This is a genomic window from Erwinia sp. QL-Z3 (assembly GCF_004551645.1).
In the GTDB taxonomy this organism is placed as follows: Bacteria; Pseudomonadota; Gammaproteobacteria; order Enterobacterales; family Enterobacteriaceae; genus Erwinia; species Erwinia billingiae.
The window spans coordinates 3,931,780-3,944,413 of record NZ_CP037950.1 but is presented as its reverse complement, the minus strand read 5'-3'; the positions used below and the strand labels follow the sequence as shown (position 1 = coordinate 3,944,413).

10 protein-coding genes are annotated in these 12,634 nt (G+C 52.9%); 6 read left to right on the top strand and 4 right to left on the bottom strand.

Features of this window, described 5'->3' with window-relative positions:
• Window positions 1–26 precede the first annotated feature (26 nt).
• Both E2F51_RS18875 and E2F51_RS18870 read right to left on the bottom strand, forming a co-directional pair.
• Entirely contained in the window at window positions 27–992 is a 966-nt protein-coding gene (locus E2F51_RS18875) for a magnesium and cobalt transport protein CorA (protein WP_013202355.1), read from the bottom strand.
• A gap of 78 nt (window positions 993–1,070) precedes the next feature.
• Window positions 1,071–2,555 carry a PLP-dependent aminotransferase family protein gene (locus tag E2F51_RS18870; RefSeq protein ID WP_134824248.1) on the bottom strand — a complete coding sequence of 495 codons (1,485 nt, stop codon included), beginning with the start codon at window positions 2,553–2,555 and terminating at the stop codon, window positions 1,071–1,073.
• Window positions 2,556–2,659: 104 nt separating this feature from the next.
• Between E2F51_RS18870 and puuE the strand changes: the two genes are divergently transcribed.
• On the top strand, window positions 2,660–3,925 hold the full coding sequence (puuE, locus tag E2F51_RS18865; RefSeq protein ID WP_134824916.1) for a 4-aminobutyrate transaminase: 1,266 nt from the start codon (window positions 2,660–2,662) through the stop codon (window positions 3,923–3,925).
• Between the two features lie 204 nt (window positions 3,926–4,129).
• Window positions 4,130–5,611 carry an APC family permease gene (locus tag E2F51_RS18860; RefSeq protein WP_134824247.1) on the top strand — a complete coding sequence of 494 codons (1,482 nt, stop codon included), beginning with the start codon at window positions 4,130–4,132 and terminating at the stop codon, window positions 5,609–5,611.
• Between the two features lie 132 nt (window positions 5,612–5,743).
• Here the strand turns inward: E2F51_RS18860 and E2F51_RS18855 are convergent, their stop codons facing one another.
• Window positions 5,744–6,436 (bottom strand): cache domain-containing protein, encoded by a 693-nt coding sequence (locus E2F51_RS18855; RefSeq protein WP_245174133.1) that lies wholly within the window; start codon window positions 6,434–6,436, stop codon window positions 5,744–5,746.
• 21 nt (window positions 6,437–6,457) lie between these two features.
• Window positions 6,458–7,186 carry a FadR/GntR family transcriptional regulator gene (locus E2F51_RS18850; protein WP_134824245.1) on the bottom strand — a complete coding sequence of 243 codons (729 nt, stop codon included), beginning with the start codon at window positions 7,184–7,186 and terminating at the stop codon, window positions 6,458–6,460.
• A gap of 312 nt (window positions 7,187–7,498) precedes the next feature.
• Between E2F51_RS18850 and E2F51_RS18845 the strand changes: the two genes are divergently transcribed.
• From E2F51_RS18845 to E2F51_RS18830, 4 genes are all read left to right on the top strand, one after another.
• On the top strand, window positions 7,499–8,926 hold the full coding sequence (locus tag E2F51_RS18845; RefSeq protein ID WP_134824244.1) for a gamma-aminobutyraldehyde dehydrogenase: 1,428 nt from the start codon (window positions 7,499–7,501) through the stop codon (window positions 8,924–8,926).
• A gap of 9 nt (window positions 8,927–8,935) precedes the next feature.
• On the top strand, window positions 8,936–9,409 hold the full coding sequence (locus E2F51_RS18840) for an ester cyclase (protein ID WP_013202348.1): 474 nt from the start codon (window positions 8,936–8,938) through the stop codon (window positions 9,407–9,409).
• Window positions 9,410–9,513: 104 nt separating this feature from the next.
• Window positions 9,514–11,406, top strand: a complete 1,893-nt coding sequence (locus E2F51_RS18835) for an FAD/NAD(P)-binding protein (protein ID WP_134824243.1) — start codon at window positions 9,514–9,516, stop codon at window positions 11,404–11,406.
• 4 nt (window positions 11,407–11,410) lie between these two features.
• Window positions 11,411–12,622, top strand: coding sequence for a cytochrome c (locus tag E2F51_RS18830; protein WP_134824242.1), 1,212 nt, complete (start codon window positions 11,411–11,413; stop codon window positions 12,620–12,622).
• Window positions 12,623–12,634: the final 12 nt, after the last annotated feature.

Below are 12,634 nucleotides of genomic sequence, written 5' to 3'. Positions count from 1 at the left end.
GCAGGGAAGCCTTTAAGGGCGACGGGTTAAATCCATTTGGACTTTCTGAGCTTCCGCCACATCAGCACGCACAATAACAGCGTGCCGACCAGCGTTGCCGGATAGCCATAGCGCGCCTGCAGTTCCGGCATATGGGTAAAATTCATGCCGTACATGCTGAATACCACCGTTGGAACCACCAAAATGGCACCCCAACCGGCCAGCTTTTTCACCACCTCATTCTGCTGAACCGTCACCAGCGCCAGATTCACATGCATGGCGCTGGTCAGCATTTCCCGCATGTCATCGGTATCCGCCACCACATGGCTGGCATGATCCTGCACGTCACGAATATAGGCCCGCAGCGGTTTGGGAATGATGTGTTCATGAATGCGGATCAGCTGGGTGCAGATTTCCTCAACCGGCGCGGCGGCATTCTTCAGTGCCAGCAGATGACGTCGCATGCTGTAAACAACCTGCACCGCGTCCCGATCAAAATCGCTGCGGAACATTGATTCTTCCATATCGCTGATTTTTTCGCCCAGCGCGGCAGTCAGTTCGGAATAACGATCGGTAATGAAATCGAGGATGCAATACAGCGGATAGCCCGGACCATGCGACAGCATCTCCGGATTCTGCGCGGCGCGGGCGCGGACCGGGGCATAGCTTTCAGACGCGCCGTGGCGGATGGTAATCAGAAAGTTTTTACCGGCAAAGAGATGCGTTTCGCCAAAGCTGAAGTCACCTTCATGCTCCTTCACCGTTTTCACTACGATAAACAGGGAGTCGCCGTACTGCTCGATCTTAGGGCGCTGATGGGCAGTCAGGGCGTCTTCGACTGCCAGCTCATGCAGGCCGAACTCTTCCTGCACCTTATACATAAAATCGGGCTCGGGCTGGTAAAGACCCAGCCAGACAAAGGCGTCAGGCTCTTTGATCACCTCGCTAATATCTTCCATGTCCACGACTTCATCCTGCCGGCCAGGCCGGTAAACCATGCTGTTGATTATCATATTGTTCCGGGGAGTGCTGCTGAGATGCTAACAGCATAATGCCTGTTGTGCGTTTATGCCTTCTGACAATGACAGGATTCAGTCCGCCAGGCTGGCTTTTATGATGGCAGCCAACTTTAGGAAAGCAGGTTCAAGCTCTTGCTCATCCATATGAGCAAATCCCAGCAGTAATCCCCTTGATGTCACCGTGCCGACAAAATAGCGCGATAAGGGCCGCACCAGCAGGCCACTGTTGTTGGCTTGCCGTGCAATGTCAGCATCATCGCTATCAATGGGCAGTTGCAAAATCAGATGAAGACCGGCGTTACTGTTGTACAGCCCCAGGGCATCGATCCCCATAACGCGGGTAATCAAATCGACCAGAATCTGCCTGCGGCGTCCATAGAGCTGGCGCATCTTGCGAATATGCGCCGCGTAATATCCTTCACCAATAAATTCGGCCAGCGCCGCCTGAACCTGCAGGTGTCCACCGCGATACAGTTCACTGTGCATCTTTTTAAGCGGTGCTGAGAGCGTTTTGGGCAACACCACATAGCCGAGCCGCAGTGCCGGATAAAGGGTTTTACTGAAGGTGCCGATATAGATAACCGGACTGTTCTCTTCAAGTCCCTGCAAGGAGGGAACGGGCTGGCCGGAAAAACGGAACTCACTGTCATAATCATCTTCAACGATCCAACTCCCTGAGGTCCGGGCGATCGACAACAGGTGCTGTCTGCGACTCAGGCTCATCACCGACCCCAAAGGATACTGATGAGACGGGGTGACGAAGATAAGCTTGGGCGAGGCACCCACCTTCTGCTCGGGAATAAGACCCTGTTCATCCACCGACATCGGCGTAATGCCGACGTCGTTGATGCGCAGGATATTCTTTATTCCCCAATACCCCGGCTCCTCGGTCCATGCGCTGTCACCGGGATTGCACAACGAACGCGTCACCAGGTCCAGCGCCTGATGAATACCTTGGGTGATGAGGATCTGATCGGGCGTACATTGCACCCCACGCGCCGTCCGCAGATAGTCGGTCAGGGCCACCTTCAGCACCTCCGCGCCGCCGGTGGAATCGTAGGTCAGGTGCTGCGGAAGGGGATGACGTACCTGACGATCCTGGAACTTCTTCATCACCCGATGAGGAAAATGAATGACGTCCGGTACGCCGGGAAGAAAAGGCCCCCACTGGCTGGGACTTGCGCTGGCATGATGCAGCAACTGCAGGCATCGGTCTGAAAGCACCGAACGATCTTCTGCCACGGGGTGTTCGGCATTGACCGACGCCTGGGGCCGGGCATCCAGATTATCCAGTACGCTGTGGGTGACGAACGTTCCATTGCTTTGCTGGGTAGAAATATACCCTTCGGCCTGCAATTGCTCATACACCCGCAGCACGGTATTGCGGGAGATCTCAAGTTCGTTTGCCAGATCGCGCGTCGGCGGCATGCGGGCAGCGGGGTTGAGGTTGCCATTCAGAATCGACTCAGAGATCGCCGAATAGAGTCGCTTATGCAGTTTTTCTTCCACACGGTGAAAAAATGCCTGTCTGATCACATCTCCAGCAAGTGAACGCATTTGGATCCTATAAATAAAACAGTCTGGCTCTCGTTTAAGGTACCAAACGCTGACAGATTGTCTCTGGTATTACAAACACTTTGTAAAGAGATGAGGCAATGACTATGAACAATAACGAGCTGCAGCAGCGTCGTCTGAGTGCCACTCCGCGCGGTGTTGGCGTCATGTGTGATTTTTACGCTGCGTCGGCTGAAAACAGCACGATCACCGACGTCGAAGGGAAGACCTATATCGATTTTGCGGCGGGCATTGCGGTTCTGAACACCGGCCATCGGCATCCCCGGCTGGTGAAGGCGATGGAGCAGCAGCTGCAAGCCTTCACCCATACCGCCTATCAAATTGTGCCTTACGAGAGCTACGTTTCGCTGGCTGAGAAAATTAATGCTGCCGTGCCGATCCCCGGCCCACTGAAAACCGCCTTCTTCTCAACCGGAGCGGAAGCGGTGGAAAACGCCATTAAGATTGCACGCGCGCATACCGGGCGTCCGGGCGTTATCGCCTTTAGCGGCGGTTTCCACGGTCGCACCTACATGACGATGGCCCTGACCGGTAAAGTGGCGCCCTATAAAAAAGGGTTTGGCCCATTCCCCGGATCCGTTTACCACGTGCCGTATCCTTCCGAGCTGCAAAACATTTCAACAGCCGATGCTTTGATCGCCATTGAACGTCTGTTTAAAGCGGATATTGATCCCAGCCAGGTGGCCGCCATTATATTTGAGCCGGTACAGGGTGAAGGCGGATTTAATGTCGCGCCTGCTGAGCTTATCGCCGCCATTCGTCATCTTTGTGATGAGCACGGCATCGTGATGATTGCCGATGAAGTGCAGAGCGGTTTTGCCCGCACCGGGAAACTCTTCGCCATGGATCATTATGCCCATCAGCCAGACCTGATGACCATGGCCAAGAGCCTGGCGGGAGGGATGCCGCTGTCAGGTGTGGTGGGTAAGGCAGAAATAATGGATGCGCCGTCACCGGGCGGATTAGGCGGCACCTATGCCGGCAACCCACTGGCGGTTGCTGCTGCCCATGCGGTGCTGGATGTTATTGACGATGAAAAACTCTGCCAGCGTGCGGACGTTCTTGGCGACCGTTTACGTGTTGCGCTGGTGGAATGCAAAGAGTCCTGTGCGGAACTGGTGCAGGTGCGCGGCCTGGGTTCGATGATTGCGGCGGAATTTTGTGATGCGGAGACGGGTGCGCCTTCAGCAACCTTTGCCCAGCAGATCCAGAAACGCGCGCTGGAACAGGGGCTGCTGCTACTCACCTGTGGTCAATATGGCAATGTGATCCGCTTCCTTTATCCCTTGACCATTCCCGACGACCAGTTTGATGCCGCCCTCGAAATCCTTAAATCGGTGATAAAAAGCTGAAGGACTAACGCTTCCTCATTCCCTGTGCCGGAATACTTCGCTCACACGAGCGCCGACGAGTGTTATTACTCGTCGGTTTTTTTTATCCCGCTTTCCTTAGCAAGCCATTAACAAAAGTGTGACATACGCAATATACATATAACTTATTATGTTTTATAAATTAGTCACTATCGCCTGCGATTATGCCCCAACAGAGAGCGACATATGGAACAGACATCTGAAAAAAATAGCCATAACCATCAACCTGAAAGCAAAGAGCAGTTCAACCGGTCAATCGGTCTGATTTCCAACTTTGCGCTCGGTTTTACCTACCTTTCTCCTTTAACCGCCGTGTACTCGCTCTTTGCACTGGCCATTACCTTAGCCGGGCCGCCCGCAGTGTGGTGGATCCTGATTGTTGCCTGTGGTCAGCTACTGGTTGCCTTAGTATTTGGTGAAGTGGCATCGCAATATCCGATCACCGGAGGCCTTTACCCGTGGGCGAGACGGCTGTGGGGCAAAAAGTTTGCCTGGATTACTGCCTGGATCTACCTGTGGGCGCTGGTGGTGACCATCACCTCAATTGCGGAATACACCTCGACCTTCGTGGCGTCGCTATTTCACTTTGTTCAGTCACCGCTCAATTTGCTGATGACCTCAGTGGTGCTGTTATTGATGATGATGGGCGTCAACATGTCGGGGACGAAGAACCTGGCGCGGGTGGCAAAAATAGGTTTTTGGTGTGAAATCGTCAGCGTTATCGCGCTGGGGATTTATCTGTTGATCTTCCACCGGTCGCAGCCGTTCTCTGTGGTGTTTGATTCAATGGGCATGTTGGCAAAGGACGGCAGCTATACCACCGCATTTATGTCGGCGTCGCTGATGGGCCTGTTTATGTTTTTCGGTTTCGAAGCCTGCGGCAATGTGGCGGAAGAGGTTAAGAACCCCGGCAAGCAGATCCCGGTAGCGATGATCCTGAGTATTATATTCGGCGCAATTTCGGCCGTAATTTCCGTCATGGGATATTTGCTGTCTTCACCCGATCTGGCCAGCATTGTCTCCGGTAAAACCGCCGATCCTATCCCGGTGATCCTTAATGAAGCATTGGGCAGCACCGGCGCCACCGTTTTCATCGTCATCGCCATCATCGCCATGCTGTCGTGTATTCTTTCGCTTCAGGCTGCGCTGAGCCGTCTTATCTTCTCTTTCTCACGCGATAAAATGCTGCCGGGCAGTCAGTGGATGTCCAGAATCTCTAAAAATAGCGTGCCGGACAATGCCATGCTGGTCAGTTGCATTCTGCCGGTGATCATCTGCGTCTGGGTCTATTTCCAGCCGGATAACCTCTCGCGGATCACCGCTTTTGCCGTGATTGGCATTTACATCTCTTTCCAACTGGTGGTGCTTGCCGCGTTACGTCAGCGCCTGAAAGGCTGGAAGCCAGCAGGGGAATGGTCGTTGGGTGCATGGGGCATCCTGGTGAATGTCTTCGCCTTACTTTATGGTCTCTGCGGCATCTGGCTGCTGGCGCAGCCTGCTGATAGCGCGGGCTTCCTGGACCGCTGGACGGTGTTGATTGGACTCGCAGTCGTGCTGCTGACCGGGCTGGTTTATATGACTGTCGCAAACCCGTTCGGTCGTTCAAGCGCGCCGGAAAACGATGCTATCGAATATGCCAGCAAGCTCAGAGCAAAAGAGGAGTTCTGAGGGCTGCCGGGCTGATGTTCTTATAAGACGTGCGACTAAAACCGTAGCCTGACGCTACGGTTTTTTTGCACTGCATGACGTGGGAGGGTGACTCGTTTGGCGCGGCGCAATGCGTTTGCACGTCGTGCAGGATTACAGCCAGTACAGTACCGCATAGCTGTTTTGGTAAGCCCGTTGTTGCGCTTCACCCTTAAACAGTTCGCCAATGCGCAGCCGGGGATTTGACGAAAAAATGATGCGGCCTTCAAGGTTAGTCAGGACGACTTTTTCGTTCGCACACAACGGCAGCAGTTCTTCCTCAATCCGACTCACCAGAATATCCAGCGCGGCAACCCCCAAAACGTTTCCTGCAACCCGAACGGGTACCGCAACGGTCAGCGTCAGCGAGGTATTGCAGATATAGTCAACGTAAGGGCCATGGATATAGGGTTTACCTTCGGCGATCGGGGTTTGGAACCAGGCAAAGGTGCGGAAATCCAGCCGTTGCTGGGTAGACTGATCGAGGTCCAGACTGACCTGTTTTAAGCCGTTATCTTTTTTATACCACCATTCCAGCACCCAGTATTCGCCCACTGAGGCGGTGCTTTCAATGTGGCTGGCAACGCCAGCGCCCGAGCAGTAGGGGTTTTCATCCAGCGTCAGTTTGATGATCGGTTGAATGGCCGCTTTTACGCCTGTTTCCAGCAATGCTTCGGGCCCCGGTTGCGGATGAGCGGAAAGGCAATGGGCGATCTTCTCAGCTAATAAACCGGTACTGTCGACAGATGACTGAAAGATGTCGTCAATTTTGAGGGTTAGCGCATGAATGTGCTCTGAATAATTCATTTTCGACATTGCCTATACGGGTTATTTTTCAGAAGGGTAATTCATTTTCTTTTCTAATAAATAGACGGTGAAGGTATCAATCAGCTGCGAAGCGGCTTGAACGGTTGCCTGTTCTGAATGCGAGGCCAGGGCATCGGTAAGCGTGGCATAAAGCCCGGTTACCTCACGATGCACGTCATCAGAGCGATAAAGCACCGCAATCAACGACGCCCATTCGGCCTGCAGTTGCAGTTCCTGATTTGCCAGCCTGGCAGATTGTGAACTTGCCGCGATGGCAAGCAGGCAACGCATGTCGGCCTGCGTTCGCTGTTCCGGGCTTTCTGCCGAGGCCAGCAATGCCGTAAATTCACGCAGTCGCTGCAAATCTACGTCGGTCATCCTACGTGAGGCCAGCCTGGCGCTGTGGCTGATAACAGCACTGTGCATCTCTCCCAGATCGGAAAGATAATCGGTACTGATGCCCCTGAAAGGGTGGAGGTTCCTGCCAGAATGCAGAACATTTTCACAGACAAAACTGCCGCCATTTCGGCCCCGGACGGTGTGTATCAGTTCATTAGCCCGCAGGGTATTTAGCGCTTCCCGGATGGTAATGTGCGACACGCCCATCATCTTTGCCAAATCCGTTTCATTCGGCAGCTGTTCGTGCGGTTCTAACAGTCCGGTAACAATGGCATTGGAGAGCCGCTGAACAATCTGATCAGAACGGCTGGCCTGTCCTATCGGTGCGAAAATTACCGCGTGAGTAATCATAATCTTCTCTGAAAATCCCTTATGCAGGCCGCCATACTTAACATAAACCACCCTGGCAAGGAAGCAGTAAATAGGGGCGTCTTTTGCCAGGCATACCGCAGAAATGGGGTGTGAAATCCGTTATTTACCGCAGGCCTGATGCCAATTCACTGCATCGGGTTTCCCCCAAAATGCCAGAGGGAAGGGCAATATTGTAATCATTTTGTTAAAAATGCGAGGCGCTTCATGTTGTCAGGAGAGAGTCATTGAAAAAAACCACGCCAATATATATTACATAATATCTTATATGTATTAACCGACGTGGAGAATGCGATGCAAATCTTACAGCACTTTATCAACGGACAGTATGTCCCGAATCAGCGGGAGGATTTTTTTGAGCTGATCAGTCCGGTTGATGGTGAAACCTATGCCATTTCACCAGACGGGGGAACGGCGGAGGTGGATCTTGCCTATGCTGCGGCTGAAGAGGCGTTTGCGGTGTGGAAAAAGTCCACGCCTGCCCAGCGGCAAAAGGCGCTGCTTGGTCTGGCAGATGAAATTGAACGAAACGTGACGCGACTGGCCGAGTTGCAGAGTAAAGAAACAGGACAGCTCAGGCATTTTATTGAGAAAGAAGAGATCGCAGCGTCATGCGATGCCATCCGCTTTTTTGCCGGCGCCGCGCGTTGCCTGGAAGGTAAAGCCGCCGGCGAATACGCAGAGGGATTCACCTCGGTGATCCGCCGCGAGCCGCTGGGGATTGTCGGGCAGGTCACGCCATGGAATTACCCCTTTATGATGGCGGTCTGGAAGATCGCCCCGGCATTAGCGGCAGGGAATACGGTGGTGTTGAAGCCAAGTGATACCACGCCCATCAGCACACTTTTGCTGGCGGAATTAGCGGCGCCATTCTTCCCAGCGGGCGCCTTTAACGTGGTGCTGGGAAAAGCCAATACCGGATCGCTGGTGGTGTCGAATCCTGTCGCCTCACTGGTGTCGATCACCGGCTCGGTGCGGGCTGGCCTGCAGGTCGCTGCGTCTGCCGCCGCCAACCTCACTAAATCCCACCTTGAGCTGGGTGGCAAAGCGCCGGTGATCGTGTTTGCCGACGCCGATATGAACAAAGCCGTGGACATCATCACCACCGCCGGATTTTTCAATGCGGGGCAGGACTGCACGGCGGCAACCCGCATCCTCGTTGAGGATTCGGCCTATCAGGATTTCCTGGAAAAACTGGTGTCGCGAACGCGGGAGATCACATTTGGCCTGCCTGATGACCGCGACGCCCTTTACGGATCGCTGAACAGTCGCAGTCAGCTCGAGCAGGTTAAAGGCTTTATTGAACGCCTGCCGTCACACGCCACCATTGAAGCCGGCGGCCATCCGGGCCAGGGGCCTGGCTTCTACTTTGAACCCACCATTATTTCCGGTCTGCAACAGCACGACGAAGCCATACAGCATGAGGTTTTTGGCCCGGTGATGACCATCCAGCGCTTCTCTGACGAGGCGGATGCGCTGAATAAAGCGAATGACGTCGAATATGGTCTTGCCGCCAGCATCTGGACCAGCAGCCATGCCCGCGCGCAGCGATTCAGTATCGATCTGGAGTTTGGCACGGTGTGGATCAACAACCACATCCCGCTGTGTGCAGAAATGCCCCATGGAGGGTTCAAAAAATCGGGTTACGGCAAGGACCTGTCGTCCTATTCCCTCGATGAGTACACCCGCATAAAACACATTATGTGCGACATCAACGATTAGAGGCTCACCATGAAATTACTAAAAATCGCGGCAATGACGGTTGTGCTGAGTTCATTTAGCGTACTGGCAGAAGAGTCACCGCAATCGGTGGTTAACGATTATATGGCCGCCTGGAATGGACACAACGCGTCGCAGGCGTCGCGTTATCTGGCTAACGATGTCATTTATTATGACGCGGCAACGGGTTCACCCGTTAACGGCAAGGACAGGGCAGAAAAAGAGGTGATTGGCGCGTTTATTCATGCGGTGCCCGACCTGCAATGGAAAATGACCAGCAAGCCCGTTTACAACAAAGACACCATTGCCTTTCAGTGGACGTTTACAGGAACCAATTCGGGTGAGTGGGCGGGGAGTCCTGCAACAAATAACAAAATCAAATTTGAAGGCGTCAGCTTTATTAAGGTGGTAAAGGGCAAAATTACCTATCAGGGCGATTATTACGATTCAAAAAAACTGGATGCTGAGCTGCAATCCTCGAAGTGATAACGCCACCTTGACGCTCTTTTCCATCAGGCGCGGCGGAAAAGAGTGGGTCACATTTAAGCATTTTGCTTCACCCGATAATTAACAGACTTTAAAGGTTAAAAATGTCCATTACCCGACGTGATTTTCTTAACGGTGTTGCGCTGACGGTCGTTGCCGGGTTAACGCCCTGGGATCTGGCCAGGGCGGAAGAAAACGGTATAGCTGAGAAAGCCGGGGAGTATTATCCTCCCTCTTTGATGGGGTTGCGCGGAAATCACCCCGGTTCATTTGAGATGGCGCATGCCCTCGGACGTGAGCACCAAAAATTCGACTTCGATTCCCTGACGGTTGAGGAAGAATACGATCTGGTGATCGTGGGTGGCGGCATCAGCGGTCTTGCGTCCGCTTGTTTCTGGCAGCAGGTGGCAGGCAAAGATAAAAAGATCCTGATCCTCGATAATCATGACGATTTTGGCGGACATGCTAAACGCAACGAATTTACTGCGGGAAAAAGCACACTGATTGGATACGGTGGCAGTGAATCCTTTCAATCGCCAAAACATAATTTCAGTCCTGAAGTGAATAAACTGCTGGCCGATGTCGGCATCAGCGTCGTTAAAATGAAAGCGGGCTTTGACCAAAACTTTTATCCCGACCTGAATCTGAGTCGTGGGGTATTCTTCGATAAAAAGAACTTCGGGGAAACCCGCATAGTCAGCGGCGATCCGGGACGGGCAGTATCAGACGATATTCCCGCTGACAGACTGAACGGCCGTAAAATTGAAGATTTCATCAACGATTTCCCGCTCGGTGAAACCGACAAAGCCGCGTTAATCGAACTGCATGTCAGACCAAAAGACTATCTGCCGGGGATGAAAGTCGACGAAAAACTCGCGTGGATGGATAAGCACAGTTACAGCGAATTTCTCTCTGAAAAAGTCGGTCTGAGCAAAATGGCGTTGCTCTATTTTCAGCAGCGTACCAATGATTTTTTCGCCATCGGCATTGAGGGCATTTCCTGCAGTGACGCACGGGTATGTGCCTTGCCAGGCATGGAGGCAATGCATCTGCCGCCGCTGGATGAGGAATCCCTTGCCGATCTGGAAGAACCCTACACCTATCATTTCCCGGATGGCAATGCAGGCCTGACGCGGATGCTGGTCAGGCATCTGATACCGGATGCGTTACCCGGAGAGTCGATGGCAGACGCCGTGACCTCAACGCTTGATTACAGCCGTCTGGACACGAAAGAAAATAGCACGCGTCTGCGCCTGAACAGCATCGTAATCAATGCGAAAAATACCGACAACGGCGTTATCGTCACCTATATCCATCAGGGACACCCTTATCGCGTACGCGGTCGCAATAGCATCATGGCCGGTTATAACATGATGATTCCGTTCCTCGTCCCCGAAACGCCGGAGGAACAGAAAGCCTATTTGCGAATGAACGTTAAGGCGCCACTGGTGTATACCAACGTGGCCATCCGCAACTGGCGATCCTTTACCGATCTGGGGATCCATGAATTTTATTCTCCTGCCGCGCCGTACAGCCGGGTCAAACTTGATTATCCCGTCAGTATGGGGAAATACCATCACCCGCAAAATGCGGATGACCCGATGATTATTCATATGGTCTACGTTCCCACCTATCCCGGCAGTAACCTCACCGCCCGCGAGCAGTTTCAACGCGGACGTGCCTGGTTATTAGGAACAACCTTCGAGACTCACGAACAGATGATCCGTGAGCAGTTGCAGGAAATGCTCGGCTCGACAGGATTTGATCATCAACGGGATATTGCGGGCATCACGGTTAACCGTTGGGCCCATGGCTACGCCTATTATGCCAGTTCACTTTTCGATGACATGGATAAAATGCCGGAGATCATCAAAGAAGCACGCAAGCCTATTGGGCGTATCGCCATCGCCAATTCTGACTCCGACTGGAGTGCTTATGCTCATGCAGCCATTGATCAGGCATGGCGAGCCGTCAATGAACTGAAGAACCTGGGTTAACGCCATGATTAAAATTATCCTGACAAGCGCATTGATTATCTCTGCCAGCAGTTTCGCCGCGTCTCCAGAGGGAGAGTATGTGGCGCGTATTTCGGACTGCGTCGCATGCCATACCAAAGAGGGCGGCGATGTAATGGCGGGAGGTAAACGATTTCATACTCCCCTAGGGGATATTTTTTCAACCAACATTACGCCGGATGTGAAAGAAGGAATCGGTTTATACAGTTATGCGGATTTTGAAAAAGCGGTCAGAAAAGGCGTGGCCCGTGATGGGCATTATCTTTATCCGGCGATGCCCTATCCGTCATATGCCAAAATGAACGATGAAGATATGCACGCGCTCTACACCTATTTCAAACAGGATGTGAAGGCATCCGCACAAAAAAATAGTCCGGGAGAAATACCGTGGATATTCTCTCCGCGTTGGCCACTGGGTATCTGGAACTGGATGTTCACCGATAGCAACGAAGAGGTTAACACCCCGGCGGGAGTCGACGACGGGGTAATTCAGCGCGGTAAATACCTTGTCGAAGGTCCTGGCCATTGTGGTGCCTGCCATACGCCAAGGGGGATTGGCATGCAGGAAAAATCGTACGACAGTTCTGATGCTACCTTCCTGAGTGGTGCGATGATTGATGGTTGGTATGCACCCTCGCTCAGGAATGGGGCTATTCCGGCTGAAGAAATAAAAGATTTACTGAAAACAGGGCGAAGCAAGCACTCCGCTATTTCGGGCCCGATGAGCGACGTTGTGACACAAAGTACCCAGTATCTGAATAACAATGACCTGAATGCCATCAGCAGTTACCTGGTCAGCCTCAGCGGTAAAAAACCGGCCTCACATACCCATGCGGCTGCAACGCAAACTCGCGGGGCGATCGCTGCAGGCGGTTCCGGGCAGACGCTCTATTTGCGTTATTGCTCAACCTGTCACGGTACAACCGGGCAGGGAACCGATGACAATGTCCCTTCATTGGTGAATAACCCGTCTGTCAGCGCTGAGGAGCCCGACAATCTGATCAAGGTCATCGCGTTCGGCACAGAAACACCGGTCACCCAGGGAAACATTCCCTACAAAATGCCTGCTTATCATGGCCTGCTTCAGCCACAGCAGATGCGGGATATTGTCAATTACGTCAGAGGTCAGTGGGGGAACCCTCCCCATCCGGTTGATGAAGACCACATTAAGGACGTTTTAAACGCGGATAAACAATAACTGTACAGGCCG